The organism is Marinobacter daepoensis DSM 16072, assembly GCF_000421165.1.
Taxonomy (GTDB): domain Bacteria; phylum Pseudomonadota; class Gammaproteobacteria; order Pseudomonadales; family Oleiphilaceae; genus Marinobacter; species Marinobacter daepoensis.
Genome location: NZ_ATWI01000010.1, coordinates 201,375 through 215,448, shown reverse-complemented (window position 1 = coordinate 215,448; position 14,074 = coordinate 201,375). Strand labels below are relative to the sequence as shown.

General features: G+C 58.2%; 13 protein-coding genes. 8 read left to right on the top strand and 5 right to left on the bottom strand.

The annotated features are described in order from the left end of the window. Positions 1–35: 35 nt before the first annotated feature. The 3 genes from K325_RS0110840 to K325_RS0110830 all read right to left on the bottom strand — a co-directional run bounded on the left by K325_RS0110840 (position 36) and on the right by K325_RS0110830 (position 3,379). On the bottom strand, positions 36–1,256 hold the full coding sequence (locus K325_RS0110840) for an aspartate aminotransferase family protein (RefSeq protein ID WP_029654290.1): 1,221 nt from the start codon (positions 1,254–1,256) through the stop codon (positions 36–38). Positions 1,257–1,337: 81 nt separating this feature from the next. Next, a complete protein-coding gene (locus tag K325_RS0110835; RefSeq protein ID WP_029654289.1) occupies positions 1,338–2,138 on the bottom strand; it encodes a YggS family pyridoxal phosphate-dependent enzyme in 801 nt (266 codons plus the stop codon). Beyond that, positions 2,138–3,379, bottom strand: coding sequence for a benzoate/H(+) symporter BenE family transporter (locus tag K325_RS0110830; protein ID WP_029654288.1), 1,242 nt, complete (start codon positions 3,377–3,379; stop codon positions 2,138–2,140). Before K325_RS0110830 ends, K325_RS0110835 begins: the two co-directional genes overlap by 1 nt. Before the next feature lie 106 nt (positions 3,380–3,485). Here K325_RS0110830 and pdxR point away from each other — a divergent pair, with 106 nt between their 5' ends. Continuing rightward, the gene (pdxR, locus tag K325_RS0110825) at positions 3,486–4,982 is read left to right on the top strand and encodes a MocR-like pyridoxine biosynthesis transcription factor PdxR (protein WP_029654287.1); all 1,497 of its coding nucleotides are present in this window, start codon (positions 3,486–3,488) and stop codon (positions 4,980–4,982) included. A gap of 148 nt (positions 4,983–5,130) precedes the next feature. Here the strand turns inward: pdxR and K325_RS0110820 are convergent, their stop codons facing one another. Then, a complete protein-coding gene (locus K325_RS0110820) occupies positions 5,131–5,889 on the bottom strand; it encodes a putative 4-mercaptohistidine N1-methyltransferase (protein ID WP_029654286.1) in 759 nt (252 codons plus the stop codon). Continuing rightward, entirely contained in the window at positions 5,882–7,063 is a 1,182-nt protein-coding gene (locus K325_RS0110815) for a mechanosensitive ion channel family protein (RefSeq protein ID WP_036193406.1), read from the bottom strand. Before K325_RS0110815 ends, K325_RS0110820 begins: the two co-directional genes overlap by 8 nt. A gap of 205 nt (positions 7,064–7,268) precedes the next feature. Between K325_RS0110815 and K325_RS0110810 the strand changes: the two genes are divergently transcribed. The 7 genes from K325_RS0110810 to K325_RS0110780 all read left to right on the top strand — a co-directional run bounded on the left by K325_RS0110810 (position 7,269) and on the right by K325_RS0110780 (position 14,072). Next, a complete protein-coding gene (locus K325_RS0110810) occupies positions 7,269–8,306 on the top strand; it encodes an LLM class flavin-dependent oxidoreductase (RefSeq protein ID WP_051146623.1) in 1,038 nt (345 codons plus the stop codon). Further along, complete coding sequence (locus tag K325_RS0110805) at positions 8,303–8,842, top strand: YqiA/YcfP family alpha/beta fold hydrolase (protein WP_029654283.1); 540 nt, start codon at positions 8,303–8,305, stop codon at positions 8,840–8,842. The genes K325_RS0110810 and K325_RS0110805 overlap by 4 nt, the downstream gene beginning before the upstream one ends. Positions 8,843–8,983: 141 nt before the next feature. After that, the gene (locus K325_RS0110800) at positions 8,984–10,012 is read left to right on the top strand and encodes a TRAP transporter substrate-binding protein (protein ID WP_029654282.1); all 1,029 of its coding nucleotides are present in this window, start codon (positions 8,984–8,986) and stop codon (positions 10,010–10,012) included. A gap of 108 nt (positions 10,013–10,120) precedes the next feature. After that, the gene (locus tag K325_RS0110795) at positions 10,121–10,714 is read left to right on the top strand and encodes a TRAP transporter small permease (RefSeq protein WP_029654281.1); all 594 of its coding nucleotides are present in this window, start codon (positions 10,121–10,123) and stop codon (positions 10,712–10,714) included. A gap of 36 nt (positions 10,715–10,750) precedes the next feature. Continuing rightward, the gene (locus K325_RS0110790) at positions 10,751–12,037 is read left to right on the top strand and encodes a TRAP transporter large permease (RefSeq protein WP_029654280.1); all 1,287 of its coding nucleotides are present in this window, start codon (positions 10,751–10,753) and stop codon (positions 12,035–12,037) included. A 30-nt stretch (positions 12,038–12,067) separates the two neighbouring features. Further along, entirely contained in the window at positions 12,068–12,511 is a 444-nt protein-coding gene (locus K325_RS0110785; protein WP_029654279.1) for a universal stress protein, read from the top strand. A 148-nt stretch (positions 12,512–12,659) separates the two neighbouring features. Next, a complete protein-coding gene (locus K325_RS0110780; RefSeq protein ID WP_029654278.1) occupies positions 12,660–14,072 on the top strand; it encodes an alanine/glycine:cation symporter family protein in 1,413 nt (470 codons plus the stop codon). Positions 14,073–14,074: the final 2 nt, after the last annotated feature.

Here is a 14,074-nt window from a genome sequence, read left to right as displayed (position 1 = left end):
GTTTTCCAATGGGTCTCGGGTCTGTAACGAGGCATTCACAGACGGGCTTCTTCAGTCGCAAGTGTGGCCGGGGAGTCGACGCCAGGAGTTAGCAAACGATCGACACGGTCCACAATGTCGTCAATCTGACGGTCGTCGCAGATCAGAGGGGGCAGGAGCCGGATGATCGAATCGCGGGTTACGGTGATCAGCAAGCGCTGCTCCTCCAACGCCCGACCAACCAACGCCTTGCAGGGCTGATCCAACTCAATCCCGACCATCAGCCCCTGACCGCGAATGGCGATGACGTGGGGATGATCACACAGCGCGCGTTCCAGACCGGAACGCAAACGAACCCCCAGTTCAGCGGCTCGCTCCGGCAAATGATCACGAGCGATAACCTCAAGCACCTTGCAAGCCACCCGGCAGGCTAAAGGATTGCCGCCAAAGGTCGAGCCATGCTGACCGGGAGAGAACAGCTCGGCGGCGGTGCCACGGGCCAGGCAGGCCCCGATAGGAACACCATTACCCAGAGCCTTCGCCAACGTCACCACATCCGGCGCAACACCCGCATGCTGGTAGCCGAACCAGGTGCCCGTGCGACCAAGCCCCGTCTGGATTTCATCAAGCATCAGCAGCCAGCCGCGCTGATCGCAAAGTGCGCGAAGTTCACGCAGGTAGTGCGGACTGAGGGCACGGACACCGCCCTCCCCCTGCACGGGCTCCAGCAACACAGCAACGACATCAGGTTCACACTCGGCAACCTTGCGAACCGCTTCGATGTCGTTGTAGGTCACACGCAGGAAGCCCGGTAATAGCGGCTCAAAGCCTCGCTGACCGGAGGGGTTGCCGGTTGCGGAAAGCGTTGCGATCGTACGGCCGTGGAAACCATTCTCCATCACCACAACTTTTGGTACCGAAATCTGCCGCCGATGACCGTGCAGCCTGGCCAGCTTGAGCGCCGTTTCGTTAGCCTCAGCCCCTGAGTTGCAGAAAAACGCTTTCTGCATCCCAGTCAGCAAACACAGGCGCTCGCCCAGCTGTTCCTGCCAGTCAATACGAAAGACATTGGACGTGTGCAGCAAGCGCCCTGCCTGCTGGACGATCGCATCCGTAATATCCGGATGGGCATGCCCCAGACTGGTCACGGCCACACCCGCTATAGCATCCAGGTATTCAACCCCTTGTTCATCCCAAAGTCGCGCACCGCAGCCACGGACAAAGGAAACGGGCTCACGGGCATAGACCTCCATCAGATGAGACGTCACAGCATGCATGGAAGATCCTCCAGTTCGAATCGGAAAAATAACGTCACTCAGGGTGTCGTTCGCAGGCAGTTGAACAGGCATAGCCATTTGTCAGGCTGGTGCGCCATCCGGCCAGTAGTAGTTGTCCGGTGTCGCCCGGGCACCAAAAATGGCCTGCCCGACGCGCACCACCGTCGCCCCCTCTTCAATGGCCATCTCGAAATCGCCGGACATACCCATCGACAACTCATCCAACCCGATGCCGTTCGGGGCAACCTGCCGCAGCTGGTCCCGCAGGTTGCGTAGCATCACAAAACACGGGCGCACCTGTTCGGCGTTGCTGGAAAAACGTGCCAACGTCATCAGGCCTCGTACCTGCAATGCCGAGAACGCAGGCAACGCCTGAAGAAAGGCGGGCACCTCTGAGGGCGACAATCCGTATTTACTGGCTTCACCGGAGGTGTTGACCTGCACAAACACATCCAGAGACCGACCTTCGGTTTGCAGGCGCCGGTCCAGAGCCGCCGCTAAGCGCAAGCTGTCCAGTGCCTGAAATTCATGAGCAAAACGGGCGACATGCCTGGCTTTGTTGGTTTGCAGGTGGCCAATCACCGACCAGCGCAGATCGGCCAGATCATCAAGGGCATCGGCTTTTCGCTGAGCTTCCTGCACCTTGTTTTCCCCGAAGATCCGGCAACCCGCAGTGTAGGCCAGCCGTAAACACTCCTCAGGCTTGGTTTTACTGACCGGTAGCAGGCGTACCGTGGCCGGGTCACGCCCAACCCGGTGACAGGCAGATTTGATGCGCGTTTGTACCATCGCCAGGTTGTGCCGGAAGTCGGCAACGGTCCTGGCCTGCGGATAGCGTCCATGGTTTTCGTGGAGTGTCTGCGGCGTGCTGGGGTCCGGCATCACTTTGCTCTCCCACCAGACGACACGATTGAGCCAGAGGGCCTCAAAGCTCTCTTTGGCCACCGGCCATTGAGCACCCCGTGGGCAATCAGCCCGATCACCAGCCCCCAGAAAGCACCACCGATACCCAGCAGTGTAATATTGGCGGCAGCAGCCAGAAACGTGATCAGAGAGGCTTCACGGGTTTCCGCTTCGGCCATCGCACTGGCCAGACTGCCACCGATGGTACCCAGCAGGGCCAGCCCCGCCAACGTTGTAATAAACGTTGCCGGAAATGCCATGAATACAGAGGCCAGGGTTACCCCAAAGACACCAACCAGAATGTAGAACACACCTGCAGCAACCCCGGCGATCCAGCGTTTTGACGGCTGTTCGTGGGCTTCTCGCCCCGTACAGATCGCGGCTGTGATTGCGGCAATATTGAACGCATGCGAGCCAAACGGGGCCATTAAGACCGACCCCAGCCCAGTGACGGTCACGATCGGATTTGCACTGGTTCGGAACCCCTCATTACGCAGCACCAACATCCCCGGCATGTATTGTCCCGTCAGGGTGATCATGAACAATGGAAGGGACAGACTCAGCAGCGCATTAAGCGAGAATTCCGGCGCTGTGAACACCGGAGCTGCCAGCTCCAGCCTCAACGCAGACAGGTTCAAGCGATCCTGAAACATCAGAAAGGCCAGCCCCAGTATCAAGAGCGCCACAACCGCATAGCGAGCGGAGAATCGCTTAAACGTTGCGTAGGCCCCGATGAGCACCCCTGCAAGCACCGGATCGATACTCATCCCGCCAAACGCATCAATGCCAAACTGGAGCAGAATACCGGCCAACAGCCCCGCCGCCACACCCGCCGGAATCAAACGAAGGACACGCTCGAACCAACCAGAAAGACCCAGGAGCACAAACGCCATTGCCGACATCAGATAGGCACCCACAGCCTCTTCGTACGTTGTTGTCGCCAAGGCTGTCACAAGAAAGGCCGCCGCTGGCGTGGACCAAGCGGTGATAATGGGTTCCCGGTAAGCACAACTCAGAATGATCCCTGTGATTCCCACGCCAATGGAAACAGACCACACCCAGGAGGCCGTCAGTTCGGGACTGAGCCCAGCCACTTTGGCGGCCTGAAACACCAAAATAAACGTACCGCCATAGTTGACGATAACCGAAATCAAGCCAGCCACAACGGGATGGGCAAGATCACTCCAGTGGACGGACGAACGGGGCGAGGCAAACGACATGGCCGACAGAAACTCCTGAACGGTGAACAAGCTAGTTGAGGAACCTATTTATAGCCGTAAAATGGCTGTATGTTCCCAGCCACTTTTCGCCAAAGGCCCAGACCAATTGTTCAAGCATACCCAACTGGAAACCCTGAAAGCCTGGGTCAGCAACCCCATCCATGAAGCCTTGCCGCTGTATGCGCGAGTCCAACGGGGCATTCGGCAGCTGATCCTTGACGGCATCATCCCCGTGGGCAGACCCCTGCCTGCCTCGCGCGCCCTTGCGAAATCACTGGGGGTCTCCCGGGACACGGTAGAGTCCGCTTACAGTCAACTGCATTCGGAAGGCTTTATTGAGCGCCGGGTTGGCAGTGGCAGTTTTGTCTCCGAGCGTATCCAGCCTCGGCCGAGACACCGCAAAGCCCCGAAAGCGGGCCCGGAAAATGAGCCTGTGCGTCTGAGCCAGCGAGGCTGTGCAATATTCCGGAAGGGCGGCGTTCGAGACTTTCTGGCCCCAAGGGCTTTCGCTCCCGGCGTTCCGGAAACGCGGAACTTTCCACTCCAGATCTGGGAGAAGCTGGAGAGGCAGGTGTTGAAGGACTATGGCACCCGGGCTCTGCTTCACAGCCCGCCTCAGGGTATGGAGCCCTTGCGGCGTGCCATCGCCGACTACGTCAACCTCGAACGCGGCGCCAACGCCACCCCCGAGCGCGTTCTGATAGTGACCAGCTCCCAACAGGCCATGGCGTTATGTGCATCGGTTCTGCTGGACGCCGGCGAGCAGATCTTCATCGAAGACCCCGTGTATCACGGGGCGCGCAAAGCATTTGAAGCCGCGGGGCTGGAGTGCGTCCCGATTCCTCTGGATGCCGACGGTCTTCAGGTGGAGCACCTGCTCAGGACAACCCGGGAATCTGAAACGCCACCCCGGGCGGTCTTCCTGACCCCCTCACACCAGTTTCCGACCGGCGCGACCCTGGCCCTGGACCGACGACTGGCAGTGATCGACTGGGCTCAGCAAAACCAGAGCTGGATTATCGAAGATGACTACGACAGCGAGTTTCACTACGCCGGAAAACCAACGGCCTGTGTTCAGGGGCTTGATCCTCACGAGCGCACGATCTACATCGGCACTTTTACCAAATCCCTGTTCCCAGGGCTTCGCATCGGCTATCTGGTCTTGCCCCCACCGCTGGTCGCTCCCATGACGGTTGCCCGTACGCTGCAGGATGGGCACAGCGCCCCGATACCGCAGCTGACGCTGGCACGTTTCATTGAAGGCGGTCACTTTGGTGCCCATATCCGGACCATGAGAGCCATTTACGCCGAGCGGCGCAACGTCCTGGCGCAACTGATCCAAAGGTATCTGGCAGACTTTCTGGAGCCTCGGGTACCGGCCGGTGGCATGCAGATGCCTTGCGTCTTTACCCGGAATATCCCCGAACGCGACGCCATTGAATCTGCGCACCGTGCCGGAATAGATCTGCAAGGGTTAACCGCCCTGCATGCCTCGGACAGACAAGAGGCGGGCTTTCTGATGGGGTTTGCCGCCCACGCACCCCATGAACAGGAACGTGGCGTCAGAGAGCTTGCGCGGGTGCTGCGCGCCCTGTGCGACTAACAAACCGGTTGCGATGGGACGGGCAGGCAAAAAAAAGCCGGGGAGATCCCCCCGGCCAAGCAATCACACGATGCATCAACACAATGCATTTCGTCCTGATGAGTCTGCACTCTAACCGATCAGCATGACCGTTTTGTGACAACCGGTCTTATTCCGGCCGTTTTTCCCAGATCGTCAGTTCCGAAAAGCTGTGCTGGAACTTGTTGCAGGTCTCACGGATCACGAACGGCAGGCTTCTGGGCTCTGCCAGCAACCGGAAATGGGGGGACAGTACCTCTTTGAGACCGTCCAGTGTTGTATAGGGCTGGCCATCTTTCATAAAACCTCCCAGCCACTCTTCCTTCGGAGTGTATTCCTCCAGCCAGGTATAGGGCGACGCAATGACCAGCAACCCCAGGTCGTTGAGACGCTCATGAATCTGCCAGAGAAACCGTGCTGGTTTATAAAGCCGGTCAATCAGGTTACCCGCCAGGACCAGATCATAATCGCGGTAGTCGTTTCCAAGATTGCAGGCATCGCCCTGATGGAAGGCCACTCGCCGGGCCGCTTCGGTTAATCCAAGGCCTGACAGTGAACGTTCCTGATAGCTGACCAGCTCACCTTCTTCTGGCCGGGCGTAGCGTGCAGCCCCATCACGAACCAGCGCCTTGCATTTGCTGACAAACGTTTCCGAGTAATCGACCCCATCCACATGATCGAAATAACGGGCCAGTTCCAGCGTCCCCCGCCCCACCGCACACCCGATATCCAGGGCCCGACACGTGGCGCGACCATTCATGGCATCCATCGCAGCCCCAACCAGCTCTTTCGGAAAGTTGGCCTCTCCGTGCCAGCTTTCACCAAAATGAAACTCCAGATACTGGGCCAGTGTGTTGTTGTCTTCGTAATAGCCTGACGGCTCAGTCATGGTTTTCTCCAGATTCCGGCCGCGGTGGCTTGAGGTCGCCCGGGCCCGGGTAAAGGGGTTCAACCAGAGGGACCAGCCCTTTGGCTTCATCAATAAACAACTGCAAATGAGGAAACGGTATCTCGATATCGGCGGCATCCAGGGCTTCTTTGATCTGCTCCAGAACATCGGCCATGATGCCGGGCTGCACATCCAGATTATCCGGCGTGATCCAGATTTTCACCTCAAGATCGACCGACGAATCCCCCAGGCTCTTCATCACCACCCGCGGCTCCATGCCCGCAGACTGAAGCACCTCAGGGTGTCCAAACAACACCGGCATGATCACCTCCCGGGCGGTACTCGCCGATTCCTTGTAGGCAATCCCAACCGGAATATTCAGCCGCGTAGCCCCTTCCGCGCTGTAGTTGACGATCTCCGACGAAGCGACGTTATCGTTAGGGATCATGGTAAAGATATTATCCCGGGTTCGCAGCCAGGTGGTCCTCAGAGCGATTTTCACCACTTTGCCGTCCTGGCCGTTAATGGTCACCCAGTCACCGATCCGGAACGGGCGCTCAATCAGCAGGGTAATGCCGGCAATAAAATTAGACAGCGTGGACTGAGCGGCAAAGCCCACCGCAATCCCGACAATGCCCAGCCCCGCGACAATCGAGATTACATCAAATCCGAACTGGGACAACACGGTCACCCCGGCGAAGGTGATGGTAAGTACCGAAAACAGGTTTTCGACCAGCTGCCGGATGGAAGGGTCCAGCCGATAGCGCTTCATGGCATCCCGGATCAGCCGGCCAAGCAGCAACCAGGCAACAAAAAAAGCGAGTGCCATCAGACCCGCTCTTGCCATTGCTTTGAGCAGCTCCGGGGCCGCACCAAACTGAGCCATAATCACCAGAACCCCACCCAACCCGAACAGATACCGGACCCCGGTTCGACCATGGACGAACCAGAGGTGCGACGTACGCTGCTTGCCCACCACAACGCGGGCCAGGCTGATCAGCACGCCGTACACCGCCATCAACAGTCCGAGATAGATCACCGAGATCAGCAACTGGCTGAGGATATGAACCGCAAATTCGCTCCAGTCGCTCTGGCCATTGGCGAACGCACGGGCAGTATCTGAAAGGTTTTGCTCTATCTGAGCGAGCACGGAATCCAACAGGTTCTCAGGCATTTTGGCCCCTTTTCGGAACGTCTGGCCGAAACACGTTCTGTCCCGGCAGCTCTTACTGTCAGGGTAGACGGTTATTCCACCCGCGACAGAACCGGCACCCCGATGCCGGATTCTCTTTCCCGCGCTCCCGGGCTACCCTTGAAGGCATAACAACCCGTCTCCATGACTGGTCACGCCATCAACCGAGCTCAGCATCAGGAGTACCATGCCAGCACCCATTCCCTACTCACTGCTAGAACTGGCCTCCGTGCGCGAAGGTGACTCCGTTGCCACCACGCTGGCTAACAGCGTCCGTTACGCACAACACGCCGAAACCCTCGATTTCCGCCGTTTCTGGTTGGCGGAACACCACAACATGGAGGGCATTTCCAGTTCGGCCACCTCGGTTCTGGTGGGGCACATTGCCGGGAAGACCCAGCGACTCCGGGTCGGCTCCGGCGGTGTCATGCTGCCCAACCACCCGCCACTGGTCATCGCCGAACAATTCGGCACTCTGGCATGCCTGTACCCGAACCGGATCGACCTTGGTCTCGGCCGGGCTCCAGGCACCGACCAGATCACCGCGCGGGCCTTGCGCAGGGATGGCCTTGGGGCTGAACAGTTCCCGGAGGACGTTGCCCGCCTGCAAAGCCTTCTGGGCCCGCTCCAGCCCGGACAGCCCGTGAAAGCCATTCCCGGGGCAGGCACCAACGTCCCCATCTGGCTGCTGGGTTCCAGCTTGTACAGTGCACAACTGGCCGCCCTGAAGGGGCTGCCCTATGCCTTCGCCGGCCACTTCGCACCACGCCTGTATCGGGAAGCCCTGCGGGTATACCGGGATAACTTCCAGCCCTCCGCGCAGCTTGAGCAGCCCTACGCCATGCTGTCGCTTCCCGCCGTCCCGGCGGAATCCAAAGAAGAAGCCAGATTCCTGGCCACCACCAGTTACCAGCGCATTCTGTCCCTGTTCCGGGGACAACCCCTCTGGATGAAACCCCCGGTCGAGAGCATGGACGACCTGTGGTCCCCATCGGAAAAAGCCGGCGTGAAGGATTTCCTGAAGCTCCAGGTTCAGGGCAACCCTCAGGACCTTCGCCTGCAACTGGACGAACTCCTCTCGGACATCCAGGTGGACGAACTGATGTTCACGATCGACATTCACGACCCGGACAAACGCCGCCGGGCCCTCGATATACTGGCCACCACCCGCGGAGCAGGCGCCCCGTTCCAGACCACATGCCATCAGGGGGAAACTGACTCATGACACGTCCCGACTATTACGTTTTCCTCTCCCACGGGCTCGAAAGCGGTCCCGGAAGCACCAAAATACAGGCCCTGAAGGCGGTCGCCGACGAGTTCGAGGGCGTGTACGCAGAGTCCGTGGACCATCGCAGCACCAAAGACCCCGGCCAGCGCCTCGAGCAAATGGCGCAGGCGATGTCGGACGCCGGGGCCGATCCGAGCCGGACAGTGCTCGCCGGCTCCAGTATGGGCGGATGGGTGTGTGCCCGAACCAGCGAACGGACACCGGTACTGGGGTGTTTTATGCTCGCCCCGGCCCTCGCACTGCCGGGCTATCCGGAATCACACCCGGTGCTCAACGCACACCACGCGTGCCTCATCCATGGCTGGCAAGACAATGTAGTACCTGTAATGCCGGTTATTGAACTGGCAAGGCAACAGCAGATTGAGACCCTTATTCTGGCGGACGGTCACCGGCTGGAGAACAGCGTTCAAAGGGTCGCGAATGAGTTCAGAAAGTTTCTCTCAGCGTGTTTTGAAAAACCGAATCCATCCTGAATTCATGCACTTGCGACTCGCGTTATTCCAATCCTGCAGAACAGGTTATTTCCCCGGATTCCTTGCGAAAACGACTTTGTTTTGCCAGTCTTTAAAAGCGTAACAATGGATTAACGTAAAATAACGAGCGGAGACCACCCGATGAGCAGCACACGTAAATTCAGGAAACTGGCTGGTATTTCAGCGCTGGCGTTCGCCGGCCTGACGGCAGCAAACGCCGTGAATGCAGCCAACTGGCGCTATGCCCATGAAGAATACGAAGGCGACGTTCAGGACGTATTCGCTTACAAGTTCAAAGCGTACATCGAAGAGAACTCTGACCACACTCTGCAGATTTATCGCTTCGGTGAGTTGGGCGAATCCGACGACATCATGGAGCAGACCCAGGCAGGCATCCTGAATTTTGTGAACCAGTCCCCGGGCTTTACCGGCTCGCTGATCCCCGAAGCCCAGATTTTCTTCATCCCGTACCTGATGCCAACCGACATGAACACGGTCATCAAATTCTTCCGGGAATCTGAAGCGATCAACGAAGACTTCCCGGAACTCTATTCCGAAAAAGGCCTGGAATTGCTGAAGATGTACCCGGAAGGCGAAATGGTCGTTACGGTTGACGAGCCCGTCACCTCACCGGAAGAGTTCAGCAACAAGAAAATCCGGGTGATGACCAACCCCCTGCTGTCTGAAACCTACTCAGCCTTCGGCGCCACACCGACGCCTCTGCCCTGGGGTGAGGTTTACGGCGCCCTTCAGACCAACATGATTCAGGGCCAGGAAAACCCGATCTTCTGGATCGAGTCCGGCGGACTGTACGAAGTCTCCCCGAACCTGATCTTTACCGGCCACGGCTGGTTCACCACGGCCATGATGGCCAATCAGGACTTCTACAACGGTCTGTCTGACGAAGACAAGAAGCTGGTTCAGGATGCCGCTGATTTCGCCTTTGAGGAAATCATCGTGCACATTGACGGCCTGGCTGACAAAGCGCTGGAAAAAATCCAGGCGAACAGCGACGAGGTCACGGTGACCCGTCTGAACGACGAACAGATTGAAGCGTTCAGAGCCCGGGCACCTCAGGTGGAAGAGAAGTTCATCGAAATGACCGGCGAAGATGGTGCAGAGCTGCTGGAGCAGTTCAAGGAAGACCTGAAAGACGTTCAGAAGGACTGAACCTCACCTCACGGCTGCTATCCCTGACTTTGGAATGGCAGCCCCGCTTTCACCCCGCCCCGCCGGGGATCCGTCCCGCCGGGAGCGACATGTTCTGGAGCAGAACCCATGTCCGAGAACTCCCAGGAGATCGAAGACGATACTGGCCACTATGAGTCCGGTTTGCCCGGATTTCTGGGCACCATCGACGTCTGGATTTCAAAAATCGAGGCCGTCATGCTTGCCGCTGGCGTGCTGTTGATGGCCATCAACACCTGCGCAAACGTCATTGCCCGCTTCGTCTTCAGTGAAGGCCTGTTTTTTTCCGGTGAAATCAACCGGATACTGATTATTCTGATTACCTTTGCAGGGATTGGCTACGCCGCCCGGCACGGTCGCCACATCCGGATGTCAGCGCTCTACGACGCCTTTCCGACCAAAGGCCGTAAGGTGCTGATGATCATCATCGCCCTGTTCACGTCTGTGGTGATGTTTTTCCTGTGCTACTACTCGTTCGAATACATCCAGACCCTGCACAGCCGCGGCCGAATCCTGCCAGCGCTTGGCTTTGAGATCTGGTGGATCTACATCTGGGCGCCCGTGGGCTTTGCCATCACCGGCATCCAGTACCTGCTGACGGCCATCAAGAATTTCACCACCCGGGATGTTTATCTGTCGACCGGTGTGATTGATGGTTACGCCGACACCGAAACGGAAGTGTGACGCAGCGTGAATCCATAGGTTAAGGAAAGACACACCATGGCAACAATTATGATGATCATCATGATCGGGCTGCTGCTTCTCGGCTTCCCGATGATGATACCGCTGACCACCGCAGCCGTGGTCGGCTTTGTAATGATGTTTGACGGCTTCGGCCAGATGGGCACATTCATCCAGCAGATGATGGGTGGCATCCGGCCGGCGTCGTTGATCGCCGTTCCGATGTTCATTCTCGCCGCAGACATCATGACCCGGGGTCAGTCCGCTGACCGCCTGATCAATATGGTCATGGCCTTTATCGGCCACATCAAAGGTGGCCTCGCCATCAGCACCGCCACCTCCTGCACACTGTTCGGCGCGGTCTCCGGCTCCACCCAGGCAACGGTCGTCGCGGTTGGCTCCCCATTACGCCCGAAAATGCTCAAGGCCGGCTATTCAGACCCGTTCACTCTGGCACTGATCATTAACGCCAGTGACATCGCCTTTCTGATTCCACCCAGCATCGGCATGATCATTTATGGCGTTATTTCAGAAACCTCCATCGCCGAACTGTTCATTGCCGGTATCGGCCCGGGCATCCTGATTCTGGTGATGTTCTCCGTCTACTGCCTGATCTACGCCTACAAGAACGATGTGCCAACCGAGGCCAGGGCAACCTGGAGAGAGCGGGCCCTGTCGGTGCGCGATGCCTCCTGGCCGCTGATGTTCCCGGTTATCATTGTGGGCGGCATCTACGGAGGTATTTTCAGCCCGACGGAAGCCGCCGCGGTCTGCGTTCTTTACGCTTTCCTGCTGGAGTTCGTGGTCTTCCGCTCCCTGAAACTGACCGACATCTATAAGATCGCCAAGTCCACTGGTCTGATCACCGCCGTGGTCTTCATTCTGGTCGCCGTTGGCAACGGTTTCTCCTGGATCATTTCGTTTGCCCAGATCCCCCAGAGCATTCTGGAAGCGGTGGGCGTGAATGAAGCCGGGCCGGTCGGCGTTCTGATCGCTATCTGTGTGGCTTTTTTTGTCGCCTGCATGTTCGTGGACCCCATCGTCGTCATTCTGGTTCTGACGCCCATTTTCGCACCAGCCATCCAGGCTACCGGCCTGGACCCGGTTCTGGTTGGCGTACTGATCACTCTGCAGGTTGCCATCGGCTCGGCCACGCCACCCTTTGGCTGTGACATCTTTACTGCGATTGCAATCTTCAAGCGACCCTATATGGAAGTGATCCGGGGCACCCCTCCGTTCATCTTCATGCTGGTGGCAGCTGCAGGCCTGATCATCGCATTTCCTGAAATCGCTCTGTTCCTGCGTGACATCGCCTTCAGGGATTGAGTCCACAGCCAATGACCAAAGGAGAACAGCATGTTTAAACGGATCCTGGCCGCTGTGGACGGCTCAAAAACCTCTCTCAAGGCGCTGGATAAAGCCATTGAGCTGCAAAAACTGATCCCGGACGCCGAGATCTTTATTCTCTGCGTCTACAAACACCACAGCCTGTTTGAGGCATCCCTCTCTATTGGCCGCCCCGACGACATGGATATCCCGGACAAAGTGCTGTCGGAGTATGCCAAAGGCGTGGTCAATCACGCCAAGGAGCTGGCCAGGGAGCACGGCGCAACCAAAGTTCGGGGTTTCGTCAAAGCCGGTCGCCCCTCCAAAGTCATCGTCAAGTTTGCCCAGGACAAGGAAGCCGATCTGATTGTCGTTGGCACCAAAGGCACCAACAGCGATAAAGACGGTACCTTTCTGGGCAGCGTCTCTCACCGGGTCGCTTCCCAGGCAAAATGCCCGGTACTGGTCGTCTGAACCGGTAAATAGCCCCCCACCCATTGCCGGGCAACACAATAAGCCTTGCCCGGCAATCGCGGATATCCGCAGTCTGCTCGTTTTTTAAGCGTGCTAGACTGCCCCTCCTCTCATTACTTTTCATTCACAAATCCCAAGGCGTCTACCCATGACTCCCGTTGTTGACTTCCTCAACTCCATTATCTGGGGCTATGTTCTCCTTTACGGCCTGCTGGCGGTCGGTATTTTCTTTACCATCCGCCTGGGCTTTCTTCAGTTCATCCATTTTGGCGAAATGCTGCGGGCAATTCGCGGCTCCCGAGACAGCGACGTGCACGGCATCTCACCGTTTCAGGCGCTTTGCACCAGCCTCGCCTCCCGGGTAGGCACCGGCAACCTGACCGGTGTTGCAGTGGCTCTTTACATGGGCGGAGCCGGCGCGATTTTCTGGATGTGGCTGGTGGCTCTCGTTGGTATGGCGACGGGGTACGCCGAGAGTACCCTGGCTCAGCTTTATAAGGTCCGGGACGGCAAAGGTCAGTACCGTGGCGGCCCGGCCGTCTATATCGCCAAAGGACTGAAAGCGCCCTGGGCGGCGGCCATTTTCGCGGTCTGCCTGATCATTTCTTTCGGGCTTGTTTTTAACGCCGTACAGGCCAACGCGATTGCCGATGCCATGGAGGGCGCCTTTGGTGTCTCCAAGCTGAGCGTCGGTGTGGTCGTCGCCATCTTCGCGGGCATTGTCATCTTCGGGGGCCTGCGCAAGATCGTCCGGTTTGCGGAATTTGTGGTGCCGTTCATGGCCGGCGCCTATGTGCTGCTCGCCCTCGGCGTCATGGTCGTGAATATTCAGGAGGTCCCCGGTATTCTCTCCCTGATTGTCAAAAGCGCGTTTGGTCTTCAGGAAGCTGCCGGCGGAGCCGCAGGTTCGGTGACGGCCGCCATGCTGAATGGGATCAAGCGGGGCCTGTTTTCCAATGAAGCTGGTATGGGCTCCGCCCCGAACATCGCCGCGACCGCCACACCGGCCCCACACCACCCTTCCTCTCAGGGCTTGGTGCAGGCATTCGGGGTCTTCGTGGACACCATTGTGGTGTGTACCGCAACCGCCGTGATGATTCTGCTCGCGGGCGTTCTGCAACCCGGCTCCGAAGTGACCGGCACCCAACTGACCCAGCAGGCCCTGGAAGTTCATCTGGGCGAGTTCGGGGGTTACTTCATCGCCGTCGCAATCCTGTTCTTTGCCTTCACCTCCATCGTGGCAAACTACACCTACGCAGAGAACGCTCTGGTCTATCTGAAAGGCGGCAATACCCTTGGCCTGACGCTTCTTCGGCTGGCGGCGCTGGCGATGGTCGTCTGGGGTGGCTACGAAGCGGTCAAAACCGTGTTCAACGCGGCCGACGCCTCTATGGGACTGATGGCCACCATCAACCTGATTGCCATCGTTCTGTTGTCTGGAACCGTCGTGAAACTGACCAGAGACTACCTTGCCCAGCGCAAGGAAGGGAAAGTCCCGCACTTCCGGTCAAAAGACTATCCCGAACTGCACGAGAAAATTGACAGCAATATCTGGCACTGAGG

Bases quoted from the DNA above. Each gene is read 5' to 3' on its own strand.
- K325_RS0110840 (WP_029654290.1), bottom strand. From the start codon at position 1,256: ATGCATGCTGTGACGTCTCATCTGATGGAGGTCTATGCCCGTGAGCCC.
- K325_RS0110835 (WP_029654289.1), bottom strand. From the start codon at position 2,138: ATGCCGGACCCCAGCACGCCGCAGACACTCCACGAAAACCATGGACGC.
- K325_RS0110830 (WP_029654288.1), bottom strand. From the start codon at position 3,379: ATGTCGTTTGCCTCGCCCCGTTCGTCCGTCCACTGGAGTGATCTTGCC.
- K325_RS0110820 (WP_029654286.1), bottom strand. From the start codon at position 5,889: ATGACTGAGCCGTCAGGCTATTACGAAGACAACAACACACTGGCCCAG.
- K325_RS0110815 (WP_036193406.1), bottom strand. From the start codon at position 7,063: ATGCCTGAGAACCTGTTGGATTCCGTGCTCGCTCAGATAGAGCAAAAC.
- K325_RS0110810 (WP_051146623.1), top strand. From the start codon at position 7,269: ATGCCAGCACCCATTCCCTACTCACTGCTAGAACTGGCCTCCGTGCGC.
- K325_RS0110805 (WP_029654283.1), top strand. From the start codon at position 8,303: ATGACACGTCCCGACTATTACGTTTTCCTCTCCCACGGGCTCGAAAGC.
- K325_RS0110800 (WP_029654282.1), top strand. From the start codon at position 8,984: ATGAGCAGCACACGTAAATTCAGGAAACTGGCTGGTATTTCAGCGCTG.
- K325_RS0110795 (WP_029654281.1), top strand. From the start codon at position 10,121: ATGTCCGAGAACTCCCAGGAGATCGAAGACGATACTGGCCACTATGAG.
- K325_RS0110790 (WP_029654280.1), top strand. From the start codon at position 10,751: ATGGCAACAATTATGATGATCATCATGATCGGGCTGCTGCTTCTCGGC.
- K325_RS0110785 (WP_029654279.1), top strand. From the start codon at position 12,068: ATGTTTAAACGGATCCTGGCCGCTGTGGACGGCTCAAAAACCTCTCTC.
- K325_RS0110780 (WP_029654278.1), top strand. From the start codon at position 12,660: ATGACTCCCGTTGTTGACTTCCTCAACTCCATTATCTGGGGCTATGTT.